General features: G+C 56.5%; 25 protein-coding genes and 1 tRNA gene. 17 read left to right on the top strand and 9 right to left on the bottom strand.

The genetic code is table 11. The annotated features are described in order from the left end of the window. Positions 1-14 precede the first annotated feature (14 nt). Positions 15-2,306, top strand: coding sequence for a PAS domain-containing hybrid sensor histidine kinase/response regulator (locus tag ACR0JF_RS00645; RefSeq protein WP_170659525.1), 2,292 nt, complete (start codon positions 15-17; stop codon positions 2,304-2,306). Positions 2,307-2,309: 3 nt separating this feature from the next. Here ACR0JF_RS00645 and ACR0JF_RS00650 read toward each other — a convergent pair whose 3' ends face one another. Further along, positions 2,310-2,903, bottom strand: a complete 594-nt coding sequence (locus tag ACR0JF_RS00650; protein WP_170659526.1) for a sulfotransferase family protein — start codon at positions 2,901-2,903, stop codon at positions 2,310-2,312. A 192-nt stretch (positions 2,904-3,095) separates the two neighbouring features. Here ACR0JF_RS00650 and recA point away from each other — a divergent pair, with 192 nt between their 5' ends. The 3 genes from recA to ACR0JF_RS00665 all read left to right on the top strand — a co-directional run bounded on the left by recA (position 3,096) and on the right by ACR0JF_RS00665 (position 7,307). After that, on the top strand, positions 3,096-4,163 hold the full coding sequence (gene recA, locus ACR0JF_RS00655; RefSeq protein WP_170373677.1) for a recombinase RecA: 1,068 nt from the start codon (positions 3,096-3,098) through the stop codon (positions 4,161-4,163). A gap of 178 nt (positions 4,164-4,341) precedes the next feature. Next, the gene (alaS, locus tag ACR0JF_RS00660; protein WP_170659527.1) at positions 4,342-7,014 is read left to right on the top strand and encodes an alanine--tRNA ligase; all 2,673 of its coding nucleotides are present in this window, start codon (positions 4,342-4,344) and stop codon (positions 7,012-7,014) included. 5 nt (positions 7,015-7,019) lie between these two features. Next, positions 7,020-7,307 (top strand): DUF1330 domain-containing protein, encoded by a 288-nt coding sequence (locus tag ACR0JF_RS00665; RefSeq protein ID WP_170659528.1) that lies wholly within the window; start codon positions 7,020-7,022, stop codon positions 7,305-7,307. 110 nt (positions 7,308-7,417) lie between these two features. Here the strand turns inward: ACR0JF_RS00665 and ACR0JF_RS00670 are convergent, their stop codons facing one another. After that, on the bottom strand, positions 7,418-7,795 hold the full coding sequence (locus ACR0JF_RS00670; protein ID WP_480668901.1) for a hypothetical protein: 378 nt from the start codon (positions 7,793-7,795) through the stop codon (positions 7,418-7,420). On the opposite strand from ACR0JF_RS00670, the gene ACR0JF_RS00675 reads away from it, so the two are divergent. Then, positions 7,755-8,279, top strand: a complete 525-nt coding sequence (locus tag ACR0JF_RS00675; protein ID WP_480668898.1) for a transglutaminase-like cysteine peptidase — start codon at positions 7,755-7,757, stop codon at positions 8,277-8,279. The genes ACR0JF_RS00670 and ACR0JF_RS00675 overlap by 41 nt on opposite strands. A gap of 89 nt (positions 8,280-8,368) precedes the next feature. Here the strand turns inward: ACR0JF_RS00675 and ACR0JF_RS00680 are convergent, their stop codons facing one another. The 6 genes from ACR0JF_RS00680 to ACR0JF_RS00705 form a co-directional block, all read right to left on the bottom strand. Continuing rightward, the gene (locus ACR0JF_RS00680; protein ID WP_480668847.1) at positions 8,369-8,983 is read right to left on the bottom strand and encodes a hypothetical protein; all 615 of its coding nucleotides are present in this window, start codon (positions 8,981-8,983) and stop codon (positions 8,369-8,371) included. Positions 8,984-9,442: 459 nt separating this feature from the next. Then, entirely contained in the window at positions 9,443-11,260 is a 1,818-nt protein-coding gene (typA, locus tag ACR0JF_RS00685) for a translational GTPase TypA (RefSeq protein WP_170659529.1), read from the bottom strand. A 76-nt stretch (positions 11,261-11,336) separates the two neighbouring features. After that, positions 11,337-11,672 carry an SMR family transporter gene (locus tag ACR0JF_RS00690; protein WP_170659774.1) on the bottom strand — a complete coding sequence of 112 codons (336 nt, stop codon included), beginning with the start codon at positions 11,670-11,672 and terminating at the stop codon, positions 11,337-11,339. 374 nt (positions 11,673-12,046) lie between these two features. Next, entirely contained in the window at positions 12,047-13,204 is a 1,158-nt protein-coding gene (locus ACR0JF_RS00695; protein WP_170659530.1) for an HD domain-containing protein, read from the bottom strand. After that, positions 13,201-13,446 carry a hypothetical protein gene (locus tag ACR0JF_RS00700; protein ID WP_170373684.1) on the bottom strand — a complete coding sequence of 82 codons (246 nt, stop codon included), beginning with the start codon at positions 13,444-13,446 and terminating at the stop codon, positions 13,201-13,203. Before ACR0JF_RS00700 ends, ACR0JF_RS00695 begins: the two co-directional genes overlap by 4 nt. Beyond that, positions 13,446-14,099 carry an alpha/beta hydrolase gene (locus ACR0JF_RS00705; protein ID WP_170373685.1) on the bottom strand — a complete coding sequence of 218 codons (654 nt, stop codon included), beginning with the start codon at positions 14,097-14,099 and terminating at the stop codon, positions 13,446-13,448. Before ACR0JF_RS00705 ends, ACR0JF_RS00700 begins: the two co-directional genes overlap by 1 nt. 175 nt (positions 14,100-14,274) lie before the next feature. Here ACR0JF_RS00705 and iscR point away from each other — a divergent pair, with 175 nt between their 5' ends. The 10 genes from iscR (at position 14,275) to ACR0JF_RS00755 (ending at position 22,811) form a co-directional block, all read left to right on the top strand. Continuing rightward, positions 14,275-14,733 carry a Fe-S cluster assembly transcriptional regulator IscR gene (gene iscR, locus ACR0JF_RS00710; protein WP_170659531.1) on the top strand — a complete coding sequence of 153 codons (459 nt, stop codon included), beginning with the start codon at positions 14,275-14,277 and terminating at the stop codon, positions 14,731-14,733. 51 nt (positions 14,734-14,784) lie between these two features. Next, positions 14,785-15,828, top strand: coding sequence for a cysteine desulfurase family protein (locus ACR0JF_RS00715; RefSeq protein WP_170659532.1), 1,044 nt, complete (start codon positions 14,785-14,787; stop codon positions 15,826-15,828). A gap of 18 nt (positions 15,829-15,846) precedes the next feature. Next, positions 15,847-17,367, top strand: a complete 1,521-nt coding sequence (sufB, locus tag ACR0JF_RS00720; protein WP_170659533.1) for a Fe-S cluster assembly protein SufB — start codon at positions 15,847-15,849, stop codon at positions 17,365-17,367. Positions 17,368-17,530: 163 nt separating this feature from the next. Continuing rightward, positions 17,531-18,391, top strand: a complete 861-nt coding sequence (locus ACR0JF_RS00725; RefSeq protein ID WP_170659534.1) for a glycosyltransferase family protein — start codon at positions 17,531-17,533, stop codon at positions 18,389-18,391. Further along, positions 18,357-19,112: a Fe-S cluster assembly ATPase SufC gene (sufC, locus tag ACR0JF_RS00730; protein WP_170659535.1), complete on the top strand. Its 756-nt coding sequence runs from the start codon at positions 18,357-18,359 to the stop codon at positions 19,110-19,112. Before ACR0JF_RS00725 ends, sufC begins: the two co-directional genes overlap by 35 nt. Further along, positions 19,112-20,392, top strand: a complete 1,281-nt coding sequence (sufD, locus tag ACR0JF_RS00735; RefSeq protein WP_170747538.1) for a Fe-S cluster assembly protein SufD — start codon at positions 19,112-19,114, stop codon at positions 20,390-20,392. Before sufC ends, sufD begins: the two co-directional genes overlap by 1 nt. A 1-nt stretch (position 20,393) precedes the next feature. After that, positions 20,394-20,879: a YIP1 family protein gene (locus ACR0JF_RS00740; RefSeq protein WP_170659537.1), complete on the top strand. Its 486-nt coding sequence runs from the start codon at positions 20,394-20,396 to the stop codon at positions 20,877-20,879. Continuing rightward, complete coding sequence (locus tag ACR0JF_RS00745; protein ID WP_170659538.1) at positions 20,876-21,436, top strand: Yip1 family protein; 561 nt, start codon at positions 20,876-20,878, stop codon at positions 21,434-21,436. Before ACR0JF_RS00740 ends, ACR0JF_RS00745 begins: the two co-directional genes overlap by 4 nt. Before the next feature lie 11 nt (positions 21,437-21,447). Then, a complete protein-coding gene (locus ACR0JF_RS00750) occupies positions 21,448-22,668 on the top strand; it encodes a cysteine desulfurase (protein WP_170747537.1) in 1,221 nt (406 codons plus the stop codon). A 66-nt stretch (positions 22,669-22,734) separates the two neighbouring features. Next, positions 22,735-22,811 (top strand) — tRNA-Arg (locus tag ACR0JF_RS00755). 238 nt (positions 22,812-23,049) lie between these two features. On the opposite strand, the gene mepK is transcribed toward ACR0JF_RS00755, so the two are convergent. Then, positions 23,050-23,619: a peptidoglycan L,D-endopeptidase MepK gene (gene mepK / locus ACR0JF_RS00760; RefSeq protein WP_170659540.1), complete on the bottom strand. Its 570-nt coding sequence runs from the start codon at positions 23,617-23,619 to the stop codon at positions 23,050-23,052. 422 nt (positions 23,620-24,041) lie between these two features. Between mepK and ACR0JF_RS00765 the strand changes: the two genes are divergently transcribed. Continuing rightward, a complete protein-coding gene (locus ACR0JF_RS00765; RefSeq protein ID WP_480668848.1) occupies positions 24,042-25,580 on the top strand; it encodes a L,D-transpeptidase family protein in 1,539 nt (512 codons plus the stop codon). 37 nt (positions 25,581-25,617) lie between these two features. Then, a complete protein-coding gene (gene lpxD, locus ACR0JF_RS00770; protein WP_170659542.1) occupies positions 25,618-26,709 on the top strand; it encodes a UDP-3-O-(3-hydroxymyristoyl)glucosamine N-acyltransferase in 1,092 nt (363 codons plus the stop codon). Positions 26,710-26,739: the final 30 nt, after the last annotated feature.

Raw genomic sequence — 26,739 nt, forward strand, 5'->3', positions numbered from 1 at the left:
TAACCGGGTCGTTCATGTCCGATTCTACATATCCGTTCTCCGATCCCCGCTCGCGTAGAACGCCGTCTGCTGCGCGTGTTATGGCGCTGGTTGGACTGGCCGGGCTTTTATACGTTGCGCCATATACGGGGAGAGTGCCTGCGAACTGGACGCAGGGTATGATCGTCGTAGGAGTATCGGTCCTTTTTGCGACACTCTGGATTCTGGTCAGGGGTCTCTTTGCCGACAAGGCCGCGCAGCAAACCCTTGATGTGCTGGCAGCTTTTGTGGAGCAGGACGATTGCGCAAGCGTCATCGCCGATGCAGAGGGAACGGTTCTGGTCGCCAATCCGATCGCGCGCGAACAGTTGAAAGCCAGTCCGGAGGCAACGCTGCCCGAGGTTCTGCGTTCGGTTTTCGCCAACCCGTCGAGTTTGCTTTTGAGGTTGCAGACACTGGCCCAGGCAAAAGGCTCAGCGGGTGAGGACATCATCACCGTTGGCAAGAATGTTCCGGTTTCGGTTGTTCGATTGGCAGACCACCTGTTCTGCTGGCGGTTTAAGCTTGGCCACCAAGGACAATGGGACAAGATCACCCTTCCCGTGCTGACCATCGGCCGGGGCGGGCGCCTATTACACCTCAATACCGCCGCAAGGGCCTTTTTCGGCACGGTACCGGGTTCGATTGACAATATCTTTCCGAACGGATTGCCACATGATGGTCAAATCTGCTCGGTCCCTGCTTGTGAGGGGGAAACACGCGTCGCAGTCACTGGCGTATCGGCGTCTGGGGCTGAACGGCACCTCGTTTTGATGCCGGTTTCTCAGCCTGTCCAACCCGTGCATGGATCCTCACTTGCCGAACTGCCCGTGCCGATCATTTGTATGACGCCCGAGGGGACCATACTGCAGGCAAACCAGATGGCGTTGGCTCTCTTGGGTGATCTCTGCCTAAACGAGACCAATATCGACCAGATCCTGCAGGGGCTGAACCATCCAATTCTCGAGTGGCTGGCACAAACAGCCTCCGGTGAGGATGTCGCCCGATCCGAATTCCAGCGACTTACCCGCGATGACAAAGAGCTATTTGTTCAAGTCACTTTGGACCGTGTTCAGATCGACGGGAAAACCCATCTTATAGCGGTCCTGAACGATGCGACCGAGTTGAAAACACTCGAGGCGCAGTTTGTGCAGGGCCAGAAAATGCAAGCCGTCGGCCAGTTGGCCGGCGGGGTTGCGCATGATTTCAACAATCTTTTGACCGCGATATCCGGTCATTGCGATCTGCTGTTGCTGCGCCATGATCAAAACGACCCCAATTATGGAGACCTTGTTCAAATCAATCAGAATGCCAATCGCGCGGCGGCTTTGGTCAGCCAGCTTCTGGCCTTTTCGCGCAAACAGACCTTGCGACCCGAAGTTCTGGACGTGCGCGACACAATCTCGGACCTCATCCATCTGTTAAACCGTTTGGTCGGTGAGAAAGTGCAACTGACCCTCAGCCATGATCCTGTCCTCAAGCCGGTGCGCGCGGATAAGCGGCAGTTGGAGCAGGTGTTGATGAACCTCGTCGTCAACGCGCGCGATGCAATGCCGGAGGGTGGAGAGATTCGCATCGAATCCGAGGTGCTGAGCCTGACCGAGCCCTTGCGCCGCGACCGGGCCACCGTTCCACCCGGCGATTACATGACCGTCAAGGTGATCGACAGTGGGGTCGGTATTCCCGCCGACAAACTGCAAAAAGCGTTTGAGCCATTCTACACGACCAAGCGCATGGGCGAGGGTACAGGGCTTGGCCTTTCCACTGTTTACGGGATCGTTAAACAAACGGGTGGTTTCATTTTCGTCGACAGCGCTGTCGGACGCGGCACCGAGTTTTCGTTGCTCCTGCCGGTTTGCGTCGAAGCTAAACCCGTCGAAATCCAGCCCGAAGATGTGCCGGATTCCAAAACGGCGCGCCAAGGCGAGGGCGTTGTTCTTTTGGTCGAAGACGAAGCACCGGTTCGGGCCTTCGCGACTCGCGCGTTGCGCCTGAAAGGCTATACGGTGCTCGAGGCCGAGTCCGCCGAGGACGCCCTGACCTTGCTGGAAGATGTCAAACTGAACGTGGATGTGTTCGTAACCGATGTGGTCATGCCCGGAATGGACGGCCCGACTTGGGTTGCCAAGGCCATGGAGACGCGGCCGGATGTCCGAGTCGTGTTTGTCTCGGGTTATACTGAGGGCGCGTTTGGCGACTCGGGCCCTCAGGTTCCGAATTCGACCTTTTTGCCAAAGCCCTTCTCTTTGACCCAACTGACCGAGGCAGTGTTTCAGCAGATGAATTGACGGCTATTGCGCCGCTTCATAGACTGCGAAATCGGCCGTAGAATGCTTGCGGAATGCAGCTTCGGTTGCAGAAGACAGAGTTGTTTCTGCGGGCGGTGAGACGTTCTCGCTTTGTAGTGTGAAATCGAAATTCAACCGGCTTTGCAAGAATTCGACGATTCTGTCCTGATGGTCGTATTTGAAAACATGGCTGGCCCCGACACCGTTGTTGCGGGTGCGGAAGAACTGGCTCTGACTGCCGACATCGGCAAATTCGGGCTGTGGGGTCTGCATATAGGCCTGTACGAAGGCGTCAAAGCTGAGATCCCGCGTCGAATGCGGATGCCCAATGCGATCTTCGCGCCGACGAAACCTGTACCAGCTGCCCAGCCAGTCGATGGGTTCGCGGACAACGGCCATGATCTCCATCTCGGTGTCGTACATTTTGCGGAACATGTTCTGAATAAAACGGTCATATCGGCGCACCGGCGCGTGTTTCAGCTCAGGCGGATGGGTGATCACAAGGTCCGCGCGAGTACGCAATGCAGAGTGATATGCGGTGCTTCCGGTTTTGGGAACAGATAAAAACGCAAGGCGTTCCTTATAGAAAACAAGCATTTAGTGTTCCCATGTCGATGATAATTCGGAAGACAGATTGGCGTAAACGGATCTTTAACACAATTGCCCAAGAGTAGGATCTGTAAGTTTTAGTTGAAATGTTCTCTTTTTGGTCCCATAAGGAACAAGAGGCGAACAAAGCAGCGATTGCCGCCCGGCAAAGGGTGTGACAAAAGGGAAGGCGACAGGACAATGGCGGATCTTCTGACGATGAGCGACAAGAAAAACGCGGACAAGCAAAAGGCGCTCGATAGCGCGCTGGCCCAGATCGAACGGCAATTCGGCAAAGGCTCGATCATGAAGCTGGGCGAGGATGCCAAGCAGGATATCGAGGCAAGCTCGACCGGGTCTCTGGGTCTTGATATCGCGCTGGGAATCGGCGGTCTGCCGATGGGCCGGATTGTTGAGATTTACGGGCCTGAGAGCTCAGGCAAAACAACGCTGACCCTGCATTGTATTGCCGAACAGCAAAAGCGCGGCGGTGTCTGCGCGTTTGTCGACGCAGAACATGCGCTTGACCCGCAATATGCCCGCAAGCTGGGCGTTGATCTGGACGAACTGCTGATCTCGCAGCCTGACACCGGCGAACAAGCGCTGGAAATCACCGACACACTGGTTCGGTCTGGCGCGGTGAACATGGTCGTGGTCGACTCGGTGGCGGCGCTGACGCCGAAATCCGAATTGGAAGGCGACATGGGCGACAGCAACGTCGGCGTTCAGGCCCGTCTGATGAGTCAGGCGATGCGCAAACTGACCGGCTCGATCAGCCGTTCGAATTGCATGGTAATCTTCATCAACCAGATTCGGATGAAGATCGGCGTGATGTTTGGCAGCCCGGAAACCACGACCGGTGGCAACGCGCTGAAGTTCTACAGCTCGGTTCGTCTGGACATCCGCCGTATCGGCGCAATCAAAGATCGAGATGAAGTGGTCGGCAACCAGACCCGTGTCAAAGTCGTTAAGAACAAGGTGGCCCCTCCGTTCAAACAGGTGGAATTTGACATCATGTATGGCGAAGGCATCTCGAAAATGGGTGAGCTGCTGGATCTGGGCGTCAAAGCCGGTGTGGTCGAGAAGTCGGGTTCGTGGTTCAGCTACGGTGATGAGCGGATCGGGCAGGGTCGTGAGAATGCAAAGCAGTATCTGCGCGATCACTCTCGGATCGCTTTGGATATCGAGGACAAGATCCGCGCGGCCCATGGTCTGGACTTCGACATGCCGCCCGGAGCGGCCGAGGATGACGATATCCTCGAGGCGTAGAGAACGCTGACGAGAACAGCCTAAATCCCTCGGCACCCCCATTGGCGCTGAGAATACCCGGTACGGGGCGGTCCATCGGGGCCGCCTTGTTTCGTTTGGAAGGTCAATGCTGTGGACACTCTGCGGGCACGGCGATAAACCTGCGCAGACCATTCTGATTGCGTGCTGAGAGAGCCCCATGCCAACGTTGAACGACATCCGATCGACCTTTCTGAACTACTTTGCCAAGCAGGGGCACGAAGTGGTGGCGTCCAGCCCTCTGGTGCCGCGCAATGATCCGACTTTGATGTTCGTGAATTCGGGCATGGTGCAGTTCAAGAACCTGTTCACCGGTGTTGAAACGCGCGACTATCAGCGCGCAACCACCGCGCAGAAGTGTGTGCGAGCTGGCGGCAAGCACAATGACCTCGACAATGTGGGCTATACGGCGCGCCACCACACTTTCTTTGAGATGCTGGGGAACTTCTCCTTCGGTGACTACTTCAAGCACGACGCGATTCCCTTCGCGTGGGAGCTGATCACCAAGGAATTCGACATCGACAAAAACCGTCTGCTGACCACGGTCTATCACACCGACGACGAAGCCTTTGAAATCTGGAAGAAAGTCGGCGTTCCCGAAGATCGCATCATCCGCATCGCGACCAGCGACAATTTCTGGCAGATGGGACCGACCGGACCCTGCGGGCCATGCACCGAGATTTTCTATGACCATGGCGATCACATCTGGGGCGGCCCTCCTGGATCGGCCGATGAAGATGGCGACCGGTTCATCGAAATTTGGAACATCGTTTTCATGCAGAACGAGCAGTTCGAGGATGGCTCGATGGTGGAACTCGATATGCAGTCGATCGACACCGGCATGGGGCTGGAGCGGATCGGTGCGCTGCTACAAGGCAGCCATGACAACTACGACACCGACCTGTTCAAAACGTTGATCGAGGCTTCTGCGGACGCGACAGGCGTTGATCCTTACGGAGATCAGAACGTCCATCACCGCGTGATCGCGGACCACCTACGTTCAACGTCGTTCCTAATTGCCGACGGCGTGATGCCCAGCAATGACGGGCGCGGCTATGTACTGCGCCGGATCATGCGCCGGGCCATGCGTCACGCTCATTTGCTGGGGGCCAAGGACCCGGTCATGCACCGTCTGGTCCCCTCGCTCGTACAACTGATGGGCGCTCAATATTCGGAACTAGGGCAGGCGCAGGCGTTGATCGAAGAGACTCTGCTGCTGGAAGAAACGCGGTTCAAACAAACGCTGGATCGCGGCCTGAAACTGTTGGATGACGAGGTAGCCAGCCTGCCCGAAGGCGCGGCCCTCCCTGGCGATGCGGCGTTCAAGCTTTATGACACCTATGGTTTCCCACTCGATTTGACCCAGGATGCCCTGCGGGAAAAAGGCCGGACCGTCGATACTGACGGGTTCGATGCGGCCATGGCAGAGCAGAAGGCCAAGGCCCGCGCAGCATGGGCCGGGTCGGGCGAGGCCGCCGATCAAGCGGTCTGGTTTGACGTGGCCGACAGCGCTGGCGCGACCGATTTCCTGGGCTATGACACTGAAAAGGCTGAGGCTCAGATTGCGGCGCTGATCGTCGATGGCGCTCTGGTCGACAAGATCGAACAGGGTGGCAGTGGCTGGGTCGTCGTGAACCAAACACCGTTCTATGGCGAGGCTGGTGGTCAGGTCGGCGACAGTGGTGAGCTACGCCGCCTCGATTCGCGCGAAGAAATTGCGCGCGTTGAAGACACCAAGAAATTCGCCGATGGCAAAGTCTATGCACACAAGGTTACCGTGGATCATGGCACCCTATCCAAAGGTGACGCGGTTGAGCTAGAAGTGGATCATGCGCGCCGTTCGGCCATTCGTTCCAACCATTCTGCCACGCACCTTTTGCACGAAGCTCTACGAGAGACTTTGGGCAATCACGTAGCTCAGCGGGGTTCTTTGAATGCCTCGGATCGTTTGCGGTTCGATTTCAGCCATTCCAAGGCTCTGACGCTGGAGGAAATCCAAAAGGTCGAGCGTGAGGTGAACGATTTCATCCGCCAGAACTCGAGCGTAGAAACCCGGATCATGACGCCAGACGACGCACGTGAACTGGGTGCTCAGGCTTTGTTTGGTGAGAAATACGGCGACGAAGTTCGCGTTGTTTCGATGGGTAAGGCGCCGACCGGCAAGGGCCAGGATGGCGAGACTTGGTCGATTGAACTTTGCGGTGGCACGCATGTCCGCCAAACCGGCGATATCGGCACGTTCGTTGTACTGGGCGACAGTGCAAGCAGTGCAGGTGTCCGGCGGATTGAGGCGCTCACGGGCGATGAAGCCTTCCGCTATATGTCCGCGCAAGATCATCGCTTAGCACAGGTCGCGTTAGAGTTAAAAGCGCAGCCGGATGACGTGGTCACACGTGTGAAATCTCTGCTGGATGAGCGGAAAGCCCTGCAAAACGAAGTTGCTCAGCTGCGCCGCGATCTCGCTATGGCCGGCGGGGCCGGGCAGGGCGGCGGCGCGGAAGCGACCGAAGTCAACGGCGTCAAGTTTCTGGCCCAGACACTCAGCGGTGTGTCCGGCAAAGATCTTCCTGCATTGATCGACGAACACAAAAGCCGACTGGGATCTGGCGCGGTTCTGTTGATCGCGGACACAGGCGGCAAAGCGGCTGTCGCGGCTGGGGTCACCGCGGATCTGACCGATACGGTTTCGGCCGTTGATCTGGTCAAAGCCGCAGTGGTTGAGCTGGGCGGCAAGGGCGGCGGTGGTCGCCCGGATATGGCCCAAGGTGGCGGCAAGGACGCGACCAACGCAGATGCGGCGATCAAAGCCGCCGAACAGGTATTGGAAAGGTAAGCACAATGGCGGCACTTTGGATTGCACATGTTACGGTCACTGATGCAGAAGCTTATGCAAAATATGCTGAACTCGCTGGGCTCGCGATTTCCAAATATGGCGGCGAATTCATCGCTCGGGCCGCGCGATATGTACAGCTGGAGGGCAAAGAGCGTCCTAGAAATGTTGTGGCGCGCTTTCCTTCGGTCGACGCTGCGGTCACTTGCTATCATTCCCCGGAATACCAGGAGGCCTTGGATCACGCGCGCAATGCTAGCGAGCGTGAGCTGGTTGTGGTGGAAATCACCGAGTGATCCCATTCGGATTCTTTCCGAAGGAATCTGTGCCAAAGCGCTAAGCTTTTTGAGCATCTCGTGAGGCATTTAAACCGTGATCGAGCTAAGGCATCGATCGCGGAATATTTTCAAATTGAGTTTTGGTATCCTTCTCCCTCCTTCGGCGGGCAATTTTCGTTGGCAAAAAACGGCCATTTCCCGCTACCTGCCTTGAATAGCCCAACGGATTGACGAATTTTCGCCTCTTTTACTGCGCAGCCTAACGGTTGATTGCGCCACTCTATCGAATTGCCGATAAAGGTCTCGTTCGGTGATTTTGCCGTAAAGTCAGCAGTGGCCCGCAAAGTAGAAACAAGAGGCGAGCAGAACATGCTGTTAAACTGGAGCGACACATCTCGCAGCGTCCTGACGGGCAGTTGGTTTATTTGTTTGGCGGCAGCATTCAGTGTCGCCATCGGGTTGATTGTGATCGCAACACCAACGCGTGCGGCCGAGGATGCGTTCATTCAAGCCGTTTCAGCCTCACCACCGCCATCCGGTGCGCGTCGACTTTGCCAGCAATACGCGTGGGCCTGCGCTAGTCGAGGATCGGTATCGCTGTCACCCGGGCAAGAAATGAAAATCGTTCAGAGGGTCAATCGCCAAGTAAACTCCACGACCAGATCGGTTACGGATCAATCGCAGTACCGGGCGCGGGAATGGTGGGCTTTGCCAACCAGCCGAGGCGGGGATTGCGAAGACTTTGCGCTGCTGAAAAAGCGTGAATTGATCAACGCTGGGCTGGATCCGAAAAAGCTGTTGATTGCAACTGTGCTCGACACCCAAAGAAACGCCCATGCGGTCCTAGTTTACCGATCGAGTGTTGGCGATCTAATTTTGGATAACTTGACCAATCGGATCAAGCCCTGGGGCGCAACCAACTATCTGTTCCTAAGGATGCAAGACCCAAAACGCCCTCAGCGATGGGTTGGTGTCTACGCGAGCAGTTAAGGGCCTGCTTGGCGCTTTGATTTGGATCTGTAAGTCGAAAAGGTGGCTTTGAAGCCACCTTTTCTAACGGCTTTGCAGTAAAGCGCGGGTTAACCCTCATCGTTGTTGGCGTTGTGACCCTGACCTGGGCTTGAGCCTTCGGGGCCGTTGCCATGCCCATTATTACCCTTGCCTTTGTCACCTTTGCTGCAACCGCAATTCCCATTATCGCCTTTGCCTTTGTCGCCCTTGTCGCCTTTGCCTTTGCCTTTGTCGCCCTTGCCTTTGCCCTTGTCGCCTTTGCCTTTGTCCTTGTCGCCCTTGCCTTTGTCCTTGTCGCCCTTGCCTTTGTCCTTGTCGCCCTTACCTTTGCCCTTGTCGCCCTTACCTTTGCCCTTGTCGCCCTTACCTTTGCCCTTGTCGCCCTTACCTTTGTCCTTGTCGCCTTTGCCTTTGTCCTTCTTGTCATTTGGATCGGGATCAGAGGTAGGATCTGGATCAGATGTAGGGTCCGGGTCTGTAGTTGGATCCGGATTGTTTGTGCTAGTACCGGGATCTTCTGGATCTGTGCTGTCATCTGCGCCACCATCACCGGTTCTTTGCTCTGAAACACCAATGGACGCAGTAGGTGTATCAGACAGCAAAGCCGCCAGTTGCGGGCACTCTGCACCAGTGCGTGCGAGGAACTTACCAAAGTCAGCGCGGCGTTGAATGTAGCGTATCATACCTGAAGTTACAGCGTCACACTCACATAGTATTTCAGGGTTGCTTGCAGCCTTCCTTGCGGTGGATGAAGTGCAGGCGGCTTGAACTGACGCTACACCAACAAACTGTAGAGTGGCGGCCAGCGCGATTGCTGTTAATTTGTGGGACTGGATGCCCATGTTTAACTCCTCGGTACTAGTTACTAGTCTGCGTCGAACTTTTGCACACTCTTTGACCAGGCGTGTATGAAGGACGTCACACTTTGAACAAGTTTACACCTTTGAGATGCCCGAATTGCAAGGCGCCCAAACAGCTATTGAGTGGTGCATGAGTCCGACCAATGGTAAAAGTTAAATGAAAACAAAAAGGAAGGTCAGCGTTTAGCTGACCTCTCCATTCACAACCAGTTTATATATTGAGGAAATAACGTCTGAATTGTGGCATTGTTTCCAATTCCACCACACCGAAAGCCATTAGACTTACCCTGCCTTCGCCATCCGTTTCCGCTCATGCGGGTCAAGGAATCGTTTGCGAAGACGAATCGCGTTGGGCGTCACCTCGACCAGTTCGTCGTCATCAATATAGGCGATGGCTTCTTCAAGCGAGAACTGGATGTGGGGTGTCAGCCGCACCGCGTCGTCCGAGCCGCTGGCCCGAACGTTGGTCAGCTTCTTGCCTTTCAGCGGGTTCACTTCCAGATCGTTGTCGCGGGAATGTTCACCAATCACCATGCCCTGATAGACATCGGTCTGAGGGCCAACGAACATGCGGCCACGCTCTTCGAGGTTCCACAGAGCGTAAGCGACGGCCTGGCCATTCTCCATCGAGATCAGAACGCCTGCGCGGCGGCCCGGGATTCGACCTTTATGTGCGGCCCAGCCATGGAACACGCGGTTCAGAACACCGGTGCCGCGGGTGTCCGTCAGGAACTCTCCGTGATAGCCGATCAGGCCACGGGACGGCACATGCGCGATAATCCGGGTCTTGCCGGTACCGGCGGGGCGCATCTCGACCAACTCGCCCTTGCGAGCACCGGTGATCTTTTCAATGACTGCGCCCGAGTATTCGTCATCCACGTCGATCGTGACTTCTTCGACAGGCTCCAGCCGTTGACCATCTTCCTCACGGAACAGAACCTGCGGGCGCGAGATGCTGAGTTCGAACCCTTCGCGGCGCATATTCTCGATTAGAACGCCCATCTGAAGCTCGCCGCGTCCGGCCACTTCGAACGCTTCGCCGCCTGGTGTGTCGGTGATGCGGATCGCGACGTTGGATTCCGCCTCTTTCATCAGGCGGTCGCGGATCACACGGGATTGCACTTTCTTGCCGTCACGACCTGCCAAAGGCGAGTCGTTGATGCCGAAGGTCACGGTGATGGTTGGCGGGTCGATGGGCTGAGCGGGCAGGGCCTCTTCAACCTGCGGGGCCACCAGCGAATCTGCGACGGTGGCTTTGCTCATGCCTGCGATGGTAACGATGTCGCCGGCTTCGGCCACGTCGATCGGTTGTTGCGCCAGACCACGGAACGCCAGGATTTTCGATGCGCGGAAGTTCTCGATCAGCGAGCCATCGCGGCTGAGCGCCTTGAGGCTGTCGCCCGCTTTCAGAGTACCGCTTTCCACACGGCCCGTCAGGATGCGGCCGATGAAGGGGTCGCTGCCCAAGGTGGTGGCCAGCATACGGAACGGCTCGCCCTTCTTTTCGGCCTGTTTCGGCGCAGGCACGTGATCGACGACCAGATCGAACAGCGCGGTCAGGTCCTTGCGCGGCCCGTCCAGCTCCATATCCGCCCAGCCCGAACGGCCGGAAGCATACATGGCAGGGAAATCCAGCTGATCATCATCAGCGCCAAGGTTGGCGAAGAGGTCGAAACACTCATCCAGCGCACGGTCGGGTTCGGCATCGGGTTTGTCGACTTTGTTCAGGACCACAATGGGACGCAGGCCCAATGCCAGTGCTTTGGAAGTCACGAACTTGGTCTGAGGCATCGGGCCTTCAGCTGCGTCAACCAGCAGGACAACACCGTCCACCATACTGAGGATACGCTCGACCTCGCCGCCGAAATCAGCGTGGCCGGGGGTGTCGACGATGTTGATGCGCGTGCCTTTCCATTCGACCGAGGTCGCCTTGGCCAGAATGGTAATGCCGCGCTCGCGTTCCAGATCGTTGCTGTCCATGGCGCGTTCCGCCACGGCCTGATTTTCCCGGAACGCGCCGGATTGTTTGAGCAGCTCATCCACCAGGGTCGTCTTGCCGTGGTCCACGTGAGCGATGATTGCGATATTGCGCAGGTCCATGAGAGGTCAGCCTTTGAACGGGAAGTTGCCCGGCGCATAGCGCGGCTTGACCCAATATACCAGCCCAAACCGGCGTTCAGTGGCCTGCGGTCTTTGAAAACAGATGAATGATCAGGATTCCGGCCAAAATCATTGTCAGCCCGAGAACCGCCCACAGGTCGAGCTTTTGCCCGAACACCACAAAGCCGATGATGGCGATGAAGAAAATCCCAAGCCCGGACCAGATCGCATAGACGATGCCTACCGGCATGTATTTCAACGTCAATCCCAACAGGTAAAACGCCAGCCCGTAGGCAACTACGACCAGAACCGAAGGCCAGAACCGCGAGAATTGCTGACTGGCCTGTAAGGCCGTTGTGCCTACGGTTTCGGCAAAGACGGCCATCAGCAGGATCAGGTAGGCTTTGGGCATGGTCTCAACCTTTTGCATTCAAATCACGCGCGAATTCTCAACATGAAAAAGGCTGCCCCGGCAAGCACATTCGGTTGCTTGGATGCGTGACACCACAAGATAAAGGTCGGGTATACCTGACTACGATCTGATCACAATTTATGCAAATAATAGAACAGTATTTGTTGATTTGTTTTCGAGTTTTTCAATGACTGTGTTTATTAAATACGTCGTTTTTGCTTCGACTCTTATTGCGGCGCTAGGGTGGCTTGCAGACGGGGGGTCCGTCAGTTCTGATGCAACCCAAATGTTAGTTGGTTTCTTTGTTTTGTAGTTTTGGCGTTAATCAAGATCCAAGCAGGGAAAAGGGCCGTTTTTGGCCCTTTTTCTTTTGCCTAGCCCCTCGCTGAAACCGTGAAGTAATCTGCCAATTGCGGTTGCAACCAATCCCAAAGACCGGGCGCGCCGCGTTCGATGGCGGGCCGTACCCGCGCTTCGATCTGAGGGTAGGTCACGGCATAGTCCACCCACGAGCCGCCGCCCGTTTCAAGATTGGCAATTGGGGTTTGAAACCGGTCAACAGCCTTGGCGAACCGCGCATCTGCCGAGTTGGCGCTCTCAAACTCATGCCAGAGATCCGAAAACGCCTGCGTTTGATCCTGGGGCAATAGTCCGAACAGGCGTCGCGCTGCGGCCTCTTCCTTTTCGGCTTGGGCGGCGTGATCGACCTGACCGTGGATCGGGTGATCTCCCGCGTCGATCTCGACAATATCGTGAAGCAGCAGCATGTGCAGGACGCGGTTCAACTGGACCTCAGCGTGGGATTGTTCGGCAAGAACCCACGCGTACAGCATGATGTGCCACGAGTGCTCGGCCGAGTTTTCGAACCGATCAGCCGCCATCAGGCGTGACGCGCGCATGACGGATTTCAACTGATCCGCCTCAACCAGAAAGGCCAACCGTTGGGTGAACCTGTTATCCTCGGTCGGTGCTTCCGACAACAACGCAACTGCGTGTTCATAGGCTTGAGGCAGCGCCTCACTCAGATAGGCCGCGCGCCCGGTCGCGAGGTTCTCACGGGCAATCTCCATATGATCTGGCCGTTTAGGAGAGGCGTACAGCACTTGAAACAGGGGCTGACACCGGTCAAGCATCTTGGCGAACTTGGCGTCGGGCGTCTGATCGGCTTCGAATTCCGTCCATAGGTCCAAAAAACTCTGGGTCTGGTCCGGCGGCAACAGGCCGAACAAATCCAAAGCTGCTGCGTGTTCGGCCTTGGCAACGCTCTGCCAGTCGGTCTCGAGGTGGATTGGATGGTCGCCTACGATGATCTCGACCAGATCATGCAGCAACAACATGCGGATTACGCGATCAATTGACACATCCGGCACGGCCAGAGGTCCCATGACCAGCGCCCAAAGCGCCAGATGCCAGCTATGTTCTGCAGAGTTTTCCGGGCGAGACTGATCCAGCAGGGTGTTTGCCCGATCCACCGTCTTCAACCTGTCCGCTTGTTTCAGAAACGCGATTTGCGCGGACAGTCGATCATTCATTGTTTTTCAATCGCTTTCAGCTTGGAGCGGTGATCTGTCAGGCGTTTGATCACGAATTGGCGGGCCTGGCGTTCAGACAGGCGCACGCGGATCTCGGTCAGAAAGGCCTCTTCCAGAGATTGGGAGGAGGCTGCAAGCAGGTTGCCGACCTCCATGTAAAACCGGTCGTCGCCGGTTTCGTCCATGACCTTCAATGTATCCTCGGCCAGTTTGGCAGCGAGGGTATTGATGGTGTCTGTCATCAGCGCGTGTTCTCAGTCAGGCGGCGTTTTACATAATCGCTGACATCGGTGATGAGCGTATCCATGTGCTGATCCTGGAAGAAATGATCCGCGCCTTCGACTTCATTATGCGTGATCGTGATGCCCTTCTGCTCATGCAGCTTGTTGACCAGCGCGGTCGTATCCGCCGGAGGCGCCACGCGGTCGGACGAGCCATTGATGATCAGACCCGAAGACGGGCAGGGGGCGAGGAACGAAAAGTCGTACATATTCGCCGGGGGCGACACACTGATGAAACCGGTGATTTCCGGGCGGCGCATCAGCAACTGCATTCCGATCCAGGCACCGAACGAGAAGCCAGCAACCCAGCAATGCTTGGAATTGTTGTTCATCGACTGCAGATAGTCGAGGGCGGATGCCGCATCGCTCAACTCGCCTACGCCCTGGTCATACTCGCCCTGGCTGCGGCCTACGCCGCGAAAGTTAAACCGCAACACGGTGAAGCCCATGTTGTAGAACGCGTAGTGCAGATTATAGACCACCTTGTTGTTCATGGTCCCGCCGAACTGAGGATGCGGGTGAAGCACGATGGCGATCGGTGCGTCTTTTTCCTTTTGCGGGTGGTAGCGGCCTTCCAGGCGGCCTTCGGGTCCGGGAAAAATCACCTCGGGCATGTGTGCTTTGGTCCTGTCTTTATCTTGGGCGCCGGGAAATACTTGACTGTATTCGTTGGGCACCTTAGAACGGTTCTAAATGTGATATCCTGCGCAACGCGCTGTCAGTCGGAGATACGCACTGGCGGCGGCGGCGTCAATGATTTCGCGTCCAACTTGCCGAAGGGAAATGACAATGAAGCTGTCGACAAAAGGCCGGTATGCCATGGTGGCGCTGGCGGACATTGCGCTGCAGCCCTCGGACAAGATCGTGACACTGGGCGAAATCTCGGAACGGCAGGATATCTCGCTGCCGTATCTTGAGCAGTTGTTCGTCAAACTGCGCCGGGCCGAGCTGGTGACCTCGACCCGTGGTCCGGGTGGAGGATATCGCCTTGCCCGGCACCCGTCGGAGATCCGCGTTGTCGAGATTCTGTCTGCCGTAGATGAGACGGTGGATGCAATGGCCAAGGGCGCCGGAGCTTCGGGCGCGTCCTCGGGCAGCCGGGCGCAATCCCTGACGAACCGGCTTTGGGAAAGCCTCAGCGCACATGTCTATGTGTTCCTGCATCAGACCCGCCTGTCTGATGTGATCAAGAATGACCTCGCGCCCTGTCCGGCGGTTCCGAACCTGTTTGCTGTTGTGGACGAGTAATCCGTAGCCTCTGAGTACAAGTTTCAGAAATATCTGGGAAAAGATGACTCCATGAATCGTGTTTATCTCGATCATAACGCCACCACGCCTTTGCGGCCCGAAGCGCGGGACGCGATGATCGCGGCAATGGATGTCTGCGGGAACCCATCGTCGGTCCATGCCGAGGGGCGCGCGGCGAAGGCTTTGATCGAACGCGCACGGGCGCAGGTTGCATCGGCTTTTGGGACTGATGGCGCGGATATCGTGTTTACCTCAGGCTCGACCGAGGGGGCCGCTTTGGCTTTAGCGGGTCGGAACCTGCACGGTGCGTCGATTGAGCATGACGCAGTACGATCTTGGATTGTCGAGGATATCTCGGTTTCTTCGGACGGAACTGCCACTGTGAGCGATCCAGCGAATGCGACGCTGCAAGTTGCGAACTCGGAAACGGGTATTGTTCAGGCCTTGCCCAAGGGCTTGGCGGTGACCGATGCGACTCAGGCTTTTGGCAAGCTGCCGATTGCGTTCAACTGGATGGACGTTCAGATGGCACTTGTGTCTGCGCACAAGCTGGGTGGCCCAAAAGGGATCGGAGCCGTCGTGATGAAGCGTGGCACGGATCTGCCTGCTCAGATCAAGGGTGGCGGGCAAGAGATGGGGCGGCGCTCGGGCACCGAAAATGTCATTGGAATCGCGGGGTTCGGGGCCGCTGCTGAAGCTGCTGCCAGAGATCTCGCGAATGGCGTTTGGGAGCAGGTCAAGGAATTTAGAAATATTCTAGAAAACGCCCTTGAGGCTGGTGAAAGATCACCTATTTTTGTCGGGAAAGACCAGACTCGCCTGCCAAACACGTCATGTTTCGCGTTGCCCGGCTGGAAGGGTGAAACGCAGGTCATGCAGATGGACCTGTCTGGTTTTGCGGTCAGTGCGGGCTCGGCCTGTTCAAGCGGAAAGGTCCGCGCCAGCGCTGTTCTGACTGCGATGGGATTTGATGAGGGGACGGCAGCCAGCGCAATCCGCGTGTCGCTGGGACCTCGGACTACCAAGGAAGATGTGCTGCGTTTCGCCGAAACGTGGCTTGAGAAAGAGAAAAAGCATCGCGCGCGGGCCGCGTGATCTGACGGAGGGTAAACAATGGCCGCTTTGGACCAGACCCAGGTAAAAGAGGGTGTCGATCAGGAAACCGTGGATGCGGTACGCGAGGTCAGCACTTATAAATACGGCTGGGAAACCGAGATCGAGATGGAATACGCGCCCAAAGGCGTGAATCCAGATATCGTTCGACTGATCTCGGAAAAGAACGAAGAGCCCGAATGGATGACCGAATGGCGTCTGTCGGCCTTCGAGCGCTGGACCAAAATGGAAGAGCCGAAATGGGCCATGGTCGACTACCCTGAGATCGACTTTCAGGACCAGTATTACTATGCCCGTCCGAAATCCATGGAAGAGAAGCCCAAATCCCTGGATGAGGTCGACCCTAAGCTTCTGGCAACATACGAAAAGTTGGGTATCCCTTTGAAAGAACAGATGATTCTTGCAGGTGTTGAAGGCGCCGAGGATATGCCTGCGGAGGGTCGCAAGGTGGCTGTCGACGCCGTGTTTGACTCGGTTTCCGTTGGTACAACTTTTCAAGCTGAACTGAAGAAGGCCGGTGTCATCTTTTGCTCGATCTCGGAAGCGATCAAAGAGCATCCTGAACTGGTGAAAAAATATCTGGGCACCGTGGTTCCGGTGTCCGACAACTTTTATGCCACGCTGAACTCGGCTGTTTTCTCGGATGGTTCGTTCGTTTACATACCGCCGGGCGTACGTTGCCCGATGGAGCTGAGCACCTATTTCCGTATCAATGCAGAGAACACCGGCCAGTTCGAGCGCACTCTGATTATCGCCGATAAAGGTAGCTATGTCAGCTATTTGGAAGGCTGCACCGCGCCTCAGCGCGACACCGCACAGTTGCACGCAGCGGTGGTCGAGATCATCATTGAAGAAGATGCCGAAGTGAAATACTCGACCGTTCAGAACTGGTTCCCCGGCGACGAGAACGGCAAAGGCGGTATCTACAACTTCGTGACCAAGCGTGCCGATTGTCGTGGGGATCGCTCCAAGGTGATGTGGACGCAGGTGGAAACCGGCTCGGCCGTGACGTGGAAATACCCGTCCTGCATCCTGCGCGGTGAGGAAAGCCAGGGTGAGTTCTACTCGATCGCGATTGCCAACAATTATCAGCAGGCCGATACCGGCACCAAGATGGTTCACCTGGGCAAAAACACCAAGTCGCGCATCGTCTCCAAGGGCATCAGCGCGGGCAAGGCGCAGAACACCTATCGTGGTCTGGTCTCGATGCACCCGAAGGCCAAAGACAGCCGCAACTACACCCAGTGTGACAGCTTGCTGATCGGCGACAAATGCGGGGCGCATACAGTGCCGTATATCGAGGTCAAGAACAACTCGAGTCGCGTCGAACATGAGGCGACGACCTCGAAGGTGGACGACGATCAGCTGTTTTACTGCCGTCAACGTGGCATGGACGAGGAAGAGGCCGTGGCGCTTGTCGTCAATGGGTTCTGCAAGGACGTGCTGCAGGCGCTACCGATGGAATTTGCGATGGAGGCCCAGCAGTTGGTGGCCATCAGTCTCGAAGGGTCTGTGGGTTGATGGCACGGCCACCCGGAAAAAACAGCCAGAAGGTCCATATGCCGACTTGGTTTGAGACGCCTGTGCCCACTTTGGGCGGGTTGTTTCGGGTGACCTATGTTGTCATTGAAGCGATTGTTGGTTTGGTTACCGCCAACCCACTTCGGAAAGTTCTGGGATAGCTATGGAACATGCGACACCCCGGCCCGAGGTCACGCCGGTCAAACTGTTTTGGTGGAACAGAAAGGCAAATTTTGGGGACGATCTTTCCCGGGACGTAGTTTCCCATGTCTCCGGTCGTGATGTTGTTTGGGCAAAACCGGTGCGTGCCCAACTATTTGCCATCGGCTCGATCATGAAAATTGCTAGCCGGGGTTCACTGGGCCGGAGATCCGACATCAAACCAGCGGTTTGGGGTAGCGGCTGTATGTCGCCTATGGAAGCAGGGTTTCTAAAGGCAGTTCAAGCGCCGAAGATTGTTCGCGGTCCGATTACTGCGGCGCTTCTTGGTCTTGAAGATGTTGAGTTCGGTGACCCCGGATTATTGGCAAGACAAGTGTATGGTATGTCTGTAAAGCAGAACGACACTATCGGTATTATTCCACATCACAGCGAAGTCGATGATATAGCCATCAAAACCCTTGTGGCATCCGACCCGAGTTTTCTTCTTATTGACCCTAGACGACCTGCGAAAAGCGTCTGTGCCGATATTGCCTCATGCGCACAGGTGTTTTCCTCGAGCTTGCATGGTCTGATCGTTGCGGACAGTTTTGGCGTTTCCAACCATTGGTTTGTGCTGAACCAAATCCATCAGAGCCCGAGTTTGAAGTTTTACGACTATGCGACTGGAATAGAGCGCGCTTTGCCAAGACCCCTTGCTCTCGAAGACGTAGCTGAAAAAGCAAAATATGAGCCTCCAGCTTCACTCTATTATCAAGACGGTATCATAAAGAGCCAAGAAAAACTTTTGGAGAGCTTTCCCGAGATCACTTATGAAATGGAACACGAAAATGCTGGAAATCAAGAACCTGCACGTACAGCTTGAAGAAGAAGACAAGCAAATTCTCAAAGGTGTTGACCTGACGGTCGAGGCCGGCAAGGTGCATGCGATCATGGGGCCGAATGGCTCGGGCAAGTCGACGCTCAGCTATGTGCTTTCGGGGCGTGATGGCTATGAAGTCACCGAAGGCTCAGCTACTCTGGATGGCGAAAACCTGTTGGAGATGGAGCCGGAAGAGCGCGCGGCAGCTGGTGTGTTCCTCGCTTTCCAATACCCGGTTGAGATCCCGGGCGTCGGCAACATGACCTTCCTGCGCACCGCTGTGAACGCGCAACGCAAAGCACGTGGCGAAGAGGAACTGTCGGCCGCCGACTTCCTGAAACTCGTTCGCGAAAAGGCGAAGTCGCTGAAGATCGACGCGGATATGCTGAAGCGTCCGGTCAATGTCGGCTTCTCCGGCGGTGAGAAAAAGCGCAATGAAATCCTACAGATGGCGATGCTGGAGCCCAAAATGTGCATTCTGGACGAGACCGACTCTGGCCTCGACGTGGATGCGATGAAGCTGGTCTCGGAAGGCGTGAACGCGCTGCGGGATGAGGGGCGTGGCTTCCTGGTCATCACCCACTACCAGCGTCTGCTGGACCACATCAAACCGGATGTCGTTCACATCATGGCCGATGGCCGCATCGTGAAATCGGGTGGTCCTGAGCTGGCGCTGGAAGTTGAAAACAACGGTTACTCCGACATTCTTGCCGAGGTGAACTGATGGCCTTACCGCAAGCAAAACAGACCGCAACCGAAGAGCGTCTGGCCTCGCTAACGATGCCTGATCCCGGCTGCACCAAGGCCGCGCGCCAAGGGGCTTTGGCCCGGGTGCGAGAAATGGGGCTGCCAAGCCGTCGCGATGAATACTGGAAATACACGCGTCCGGATACGTTGGTCTCGGCGGATGCGCCCAAGGCTGCTATTTTCGACTCGGGCGAGCCGATGGTGTTCAACGATGTCGATCGGCTGCAGATCGTATTCGTCGATGGTGTGTTCGATGCCGAAGCCTCGGACGATCTGAGCCTCGAAGGTGTCAAGATCGACCGGCTGGAGGATATCTGCTGCAAGGATATCCACTGGGCCAAGGATCTTTACGGCAAGCTCGAGGAACGTGGCCAAACCCCGGTTCAGCGGCCTCTGGCTGCTTTGAACACCGCATTCGCGACCGACGGCGTTGCCATCCATGTAACCGGCAAACCGTCGAAGCCGATCAATCTGGTGTACCGTCACGAGTCGGAAGACTCCGACGCGATCCTGCACCACGTGATCCGTGTCGAAAGCGATGCCGAGGCCACGATCCTCGAGGCCGGTCCGGCCGCGTCGCGCTTCAACAAGTGTATGGAGATCGACATCGCTGACAACGGGACCTTGCACCACGTTCGGGCACAAGGCCGCGATCATGAACGCCGGGCCGTGACCCATATGTTCACGCGGCTTGGTCAGGAATCGACCTACAAGTCGTTCACCCTTACCGCCAATGGCGTACTGACCCGTAACGAGCAGGTGGTTGAACTGACCGGTGACGATGCCGTGGCCCATGTGGCCGGTGCTTGCGTCGGGGACGGTGATTTTCACCACGACGACACCGTTTTTGTCACCCATGACGCGGTAAATTGCGAAAGCCGTCAGGTGTTCAAGAAGGTCCTGCGCAACGGCGCGACAGGCGTTTTCCAGGGCAAGATCCTTGTAAAGGAAGGCGCGCAGAAAACTGATGGCTACCAGATCAGCCAGTCGCTTTTGCTGGACGATGACAGCCAGTTCCTCGCCAAGCCTGAGCTTGAAATCTACGCCGATGATGTCGCCTGTTCACACGGGTCGACCTCGGGCGCGATTGATGAAACCGCCTTGTTCTACCTGCGCTCGCGCGGGGTTCCGACGAAGGACGCCACCAATATGCTGACGCTTGCTTTCCTTGCCGAGGCGGTGGATGAGATCGAGGACGAGACACTGGCCGAAGAGATCGTGACCCGTCTGGAAGGCTGGCTTTCGCGTCACAGCTGATATGCCCGTCTCATCAGATATCGTCGCCACATACCGGGGGCCGGGGCGCGTTGTGCGCCGGCTTCTGGATATGGGGCCGCGCGAAGACCGAGCGCTTATCTTCGTCATGGCCTTTTGCGTGGTGGCCTTCATTGCGCAAATGCCCAGCTTAGCCCGCCGCGCACATCTTGAGCAGGTCGAGTTGAACATGCTTCTGGGCGGAGCGCTTTTGGGCTCGGTCTTCATCCTGCCGTTGTTCTTTTACACGCTGGCTTTGGTGTCGCATTGGGCCGCGCGTCTGGTGGGCGGGCAGGGCAGTGCCTATGGTGCCCGATTGGCATTGTTCTGGGCGCTCCTGTCTTCGGCGCCTTTGGTTTTGCTTAACGGACTGGTCGCCGGGTTCATTGGCCCCGGTCCGACTCAAAGTTTGGTCGGATTGATTTGGGTTGCCGTTTTTGTCTGGTTCTGGTTATCCGGATTGCGACAAGCACAAAGGTCGGCTGAATGACTATACCCCCCCTGGGCCCGCTGGCGAGCCTGACGCTCAGAAAACCTGCCGAAGCGGCGCGACAGATTTTGTCCCTCAACCCAGGGCGAGAGGTTCTGTGGTTGGCATTCTTTCTGGCGGTTGTCCTCAATTGCATAGCGCAGATGGGCATAGATATGTCGATCGCCGCATCGGGTGGCCCAACTGTATCCCAGGCGATTCCGGTTGTGCTTATCCGATCTGCCGGAACCATGCTGTTCAGCATTCTGGCCTTTCTCTATGTCGGGCGTTTTCTGGGCGGAACGGGGCGTTTTGAAGATCTGATGATCCTGACGATCTGGCTGCAGTTTCTGCAAATTGCAGCACTGGTCGCGACCCTCGCGCTGAGCTTGATCTCGGTAGCTTTTATGGCCCCTCTGATCCTGGCAACGGCCATCTACAGCCTCTACATAACGCTTCATTTTCTGAATGAGGCGCACAAGTTTGGATCTCTGGGCAAGTCCTTTGGTGTCATTTTGTTGACGGCGTTGCTGGCGGTACCTTTTGTCCTATTCCTCAACCCGTTGGGTCCTGTCTAGAAAGATCTCTCATGTATGATGTGCAGAAAATCCGGTCTGATTTCCCGATCCTGTCGCGGCAGGTGAACGGCAAACCCCTGACATATCTGGACAATGGCGCGTCGGCGCAGAAACCTCAGGTCGTGATTGATGCCGTTACGCGCGCCTATGCCGAGGAATACTCCAACGTGCATCGAGGGCTTCACTACCTCTCGAACCTCGCGACCGAGAAATATGAGTCCGTGCGCGGCACGGTTGCACGCTTTCTTGGTGTCGCGGATGAGGATGAGATTGTTCTGAACTCCGGCACGACCGAGGGGATCAATCTGGTCGCCTATGGCTGGGCCATGCCTCGGCTTGAGGCCGGGGATGAGATCGTCCTGAGCGTGATGGAGCACCACGCCAACATCGTGCCCTGGCATTTCCTGCGTGAGCGTCAGGGCGTGGTGCTGAAATGGGTCGATGTCGATGCGGATGGCGGGCTTGATCCGCAGGCCGTGATTGACGCGATCGGCCCCAAGACCAAACTGGTCGCGGTCACGCAATGTTCGAACGTTTTGGGCACCGTTGTCGACGTGAAGGCCATCACTGCGGGCGCGCATGCAAAAGGCGTGCCGGTTTTGGTTGATGGCAGCCAGGGTGCAGTTCACATGCCGGTCAACGTGCAGGATATAGGTTGCGATTTCTACGCCATCACCGGGCACAAGCTCTATGGGCCATCCGGTTCCGGCGCGATCTATATCAAGTCCGAGCGTATGGCCGAAATGCGTCCCTTCATCGGCGGCGGCGACATGATCAAAGAGGTCAGCAAGGATCAGGTCATCTACAATGATCCGCCGATGAAGTTTGAGGCCGGCACACCGGGCATCGTCCAAACCATCGGACTGGGCGTTGCGCTGGACTACATGATGGATCTGGGGATGGCGAATATCGCCAGTCACGAAGCGGGTCTGCGCGATTATGCCATGCAGCGTCTGACCGGTCTAAACTGGCTACAGGTTCAGGGCACACGGCCGGACAAGGCCGCGATCTTTAGCTTCACGTTGGATGGGGCGGGGCATGCGCATGATGTCTCGACGATTCTGGACAAGAAAGGCGTCGCGGTTCGCGCCGGTCACCATTGCGCCGGTCCTTTGATGGATCACCTTGCGGTGACGGCCACCTGCCGCGCCAGCTTTGGCCTCTATAACACCACGGATGAGGTCGACACCCTGATCGACGCGCTTGAACTGGCGCATGATCTCTTTGCCTAAATCTCGGCCGAGCCGGTCCGTTTTCCAGTTGCACCCGGCTCGGAACAAGGTTAGCTAACGGCCAAGGCACCTGTAGCTCAGCTGGATAGAGCGCTGCCCTCCGAAGGCAGAGGCCAGAGGTTCGAATCCTCTCAGGTGCGCCACTCCTCACAATCTTGATGATTTGTTCAGCCTAACTGTAGTGGTCTTCGAAACCGCTAGTTGACGGATTTGGAAAAACACCTTTGGCTACGGTAGGCTAGAGAGACTCACAACCACTGCCTCTTGAAAGGGCAAAAGCCGCCGATGGCCATAGCGCGTTTCAGCAAAAATCGAGTTTTGCAACAACGTTCAGGCAGACCTAATGGCCTGCCAGATCCATGTCAGTAAACGACAATGCGCTTAGCCGCGCCAACTGCGAACAACACCGCAATCCATGTGGACGAAGTTCGAACGGTAGTATTGACCAACACCGCCTGCACGGCATGAGATGGCCGCTTTGGCCATTTGCGAAACCGAACGGGATGCGAGACGCAGGTCAGCCGCCTGTCCCTGCATATGGAGCGAGTTCCGCGCCACCCGGCGCGATTTGGACCGCAGCATCGCGTTGGTTTGCGGCGAGCGATACCCTGAGAGGAGCATGTAAGGCTCATCAGCGTCCAAAAGGTTGTGAGACGCCGCCATGATGTCGATTGTACGCAGATCCATCGCTTTCGACTGATCGGTACGCCAGTCGCGCATGAAGTGGTTCACTTCTTTCACGGCGTCTTTGATATATTTGCCGTCGACCCAGTAAACCATATCAATCCGTTCACCCGTTCGACCGGAATACATGCGGATGCGGCGGATATCTCCACCACCACGAAGGAAACCTGCTGCGTTGGAATAGGTTGGTGCTGCTGCCACGGCCGTTGCCGCGAATGCGCCCAGAAGGGCACGACGGGTAATACCCGAAGTACTGCTCTTGGTCATTTTTGTTTCGTCCCGTACTGTTCCTGCCTGCGCACGATGTTACGCGCGCTGTATTAATATTTTCCCATCCCAGATGGCAAATGTATGGCACAGTTGGAATCGTCGGCCAAGAAGTCTTTGGAATGCACCTTTGTTAGGGGGAATTTTCGGCAGTTTTTTGCGCAGGTGATGCAAATGAGTCATTTTATTGAGCAACTGAGGGTTTTCGGCATCGGGTAGATGCAAACGCGCATCAGGGTGCAAGAGAAGAAAAAAGGTAAGGTATTTGTGAATAGACAAGCCCAATGGCTGAAAACCATATATAAATATAGCTCCGGCAGACATCGCATAAGTTATTGAAGAACCAAGGCCATCCCATGCTCTCAGTGTTACGGACCAGTACCAACTTTGTTTTTACCGCCTGTTTCCTGGCGACGGCTTCTATGGCGAACGCGTCATCAGGCGAAGGTTCGAACACGGCGTTCCGGATGGCGGTTGCCGAGAATACCTCGCCCTCTGATCAGATTGCCGAGTTTTACCGCCGAAATGGCTTTGCCCCACTATGGGTCGGCGATACACCAGAACACGCCAAACGCCGTGCAGCGCTGATCAAAGCACTTTCCGAGATCGAGCGCCATGGATTGCCCGCTGCATATGACGTGCAGGCCCTGGTCGATCAGATGGCTGAGGCGCGATCAGTTCGCGACTTGGGCATGATCGAGGCTAAACTAAGCCGTGTCTTCCTGACCTACGCAGATGACATCTACTCCGGCGCTTTGCGGCCAGCCAGTATTGACGATGGCCTTGTGCGCGAGGTTAAACGCCTCGATGCAAACCAGCATCTGGAGGCGCTCAATACCCAAGGTGCGGCGTATTTTGAAACTCTGATCCCAGAGACCGCCCAATATCGCGCCTTGATGAAGCAAAAGATCGCGTTGGAGAACCTGATCCGCCAGGGCGGGTGGGGGCCGACCGTTCCAGTGGCTAAACTGGAATACGGCGATACCGGTCCGAATGTGATCAAACTGCGCAATCGGCTTGTTGCGATGGGTTACCTTAAGCCCACGGCCAGTCCAGAATTTGATGACGACCTGCTTGCGGCCGTTCAGGCGTTCCAAACAGCACACGGACTGGAATTGGACGGTGTGGCCGGACAAGGTACCATCACCGAGCTGAACCGACCGGCTTCGGACCGTTTAAAGGCCGTCTATGTCGCCTTGGAGCGGGAACGTTGGCTGCCGCGCGATCGGGGCGAGCGGCATATTTTGGTCAATCAGGCCGACTTCTCGGCAAAGATCGTGGATGACGGGCTGATCACGTTCGAGACCCGCGCCGTGATCGGCAAAAACGTACATGATCGCCGCAGCCCGGAATTCTCGGATGAGATGGAACATATGGTGATCAATCCCAGCTGGTATGTGCCACGCTCGATCATCACCAAAGAATACCTGCCGAAACTGCAATCGAACCCGAACGCGGTGGGCCATATCCAGATCACGGATCGCAGTGGTCGTCAGGTCAATCGAGGGGCCGTCGACTTCACCCAGTTTACCGCACGCAATTTCCCGTTCGCGATGCGTCAGCCCCCTAGTAAAAGCAATGCGCTAGGGCTGGTGAAGTTCATGTTCCCCAACAAGTACAATATCTATCTGCATGATACGCCTCAGAAATCTCTGTTCGCGCGTGAGGTTCGGGCGTTCTCGCACGGGTGTATCCGACTGGCGCAACCTTTCGAGTTCGCCTATGCGCTGCTGTCCAAACAGGAAGAGGACCCCAAGGCGTTCTTCCACCGTGTATTGAATACCGGCAAGGAAACGACAGTGAAGTTGGACAAGAAAGTGCCCGTCCACCTGATCTACCGCACCGCCTACATAGGACCGAAAGGTGAAGTTCAGTATCGCCGCGACGTCTATAACCGCGATGCCAAAATTTGGGACGCGCTGCAAAAGGCGGGGGTGGCCCTGCCGGACGTTCAGGGGTAAGCACTCAGGGTAAATCCTGCCCAAGAGGACGCCCGCTATGCAGTTCACCATCCAACAGATCGCCGACAGCCTTGGGGCCGAGTGTCAGGGTGAAACAGACCTGACAATTCTGCGGGCCGCTGAACCGGGTGATGCCGGACCAACCGATCTGGCGATGGCAATGTCCCCCAAATATGCCGAAACGCTTTCGGGCGGTGAGGCCCGCGCGGCAATGCTTTGGGAAGGCGCGGATTGGCAAGCAATGGGCCTGCGCGCTGCGATCTTTGTTACGCGCCCCCGAATGGCGATGGCTGGTATCACGACAATGCTAGACCGGGGGCAAGGTGTTGAGCCGGGAGTTCACCCCTCGGCTGTGATCGACCCGACGGCCGAAATTGCTGAGGGTGTTTCGATCGGTCCGCTGGCCGTTATCGGCGCGCGGGCGAAGATTGGCGCGGGATCGGTGATCAGTCCGCACTGTTCAATCGGAATGGACGTAGTGTTGGGTGAGCAAGCCCATCTGCGCGAAATGGTCAGCATCGGTGCACGTGCGCAAATCGGAGACCGCTTCATCGCCCAACCCGGCGCTCGTATCGGTTCCGACGGGTTCAGCTTTGTTACTCCTGAGATTTCGGGTGTTGAAAACGCGCGCAAGACGTTGGGCGATCAGGGCGATGCAAAAGCGCAAAGCTGGCTGCGCATCCATTCTCTGGGCGCAGTGGAAATCGGGGACGACGTCGAGGTCGGCTCTAACTGTACGATCGACAATGGTACGATCCGAAACACGCGAATTGGCAATGGTTCGAAGCTCGATAACCTTGTGCATGTGGGGCATAACACGCGCATCGGGCGCGATTGTCTGCTCTGCGGCCAAAGTGGATTGTCCGGCTCAGTCGAGGTCGGAAACAACGTGGTTCTTGGCGGTCAGACTGGCGTGGCCGACAATGTTTTCATCGGTGATGGCGTGATCGCGGGGGGCGCAACCAAAATCCTGTCCAACGTACCAGCCGGACGTGTGGTCATGGGCTATCCAGGCGTCAAGATGGAAACCCATACCGAGATCTACAAGGCACAGCGCCGCTTGCCGCGCATGGCTCGCGACGTCGAGGCATTGAAAAAGGCTGTTTTCAAACAGTCTCCGAGCGATTAAATCATCCTCAGATTGATAGCCAGGGGATCA

This window comes from Ruegeria sp. BG11 (assembly GCF_056538565.1).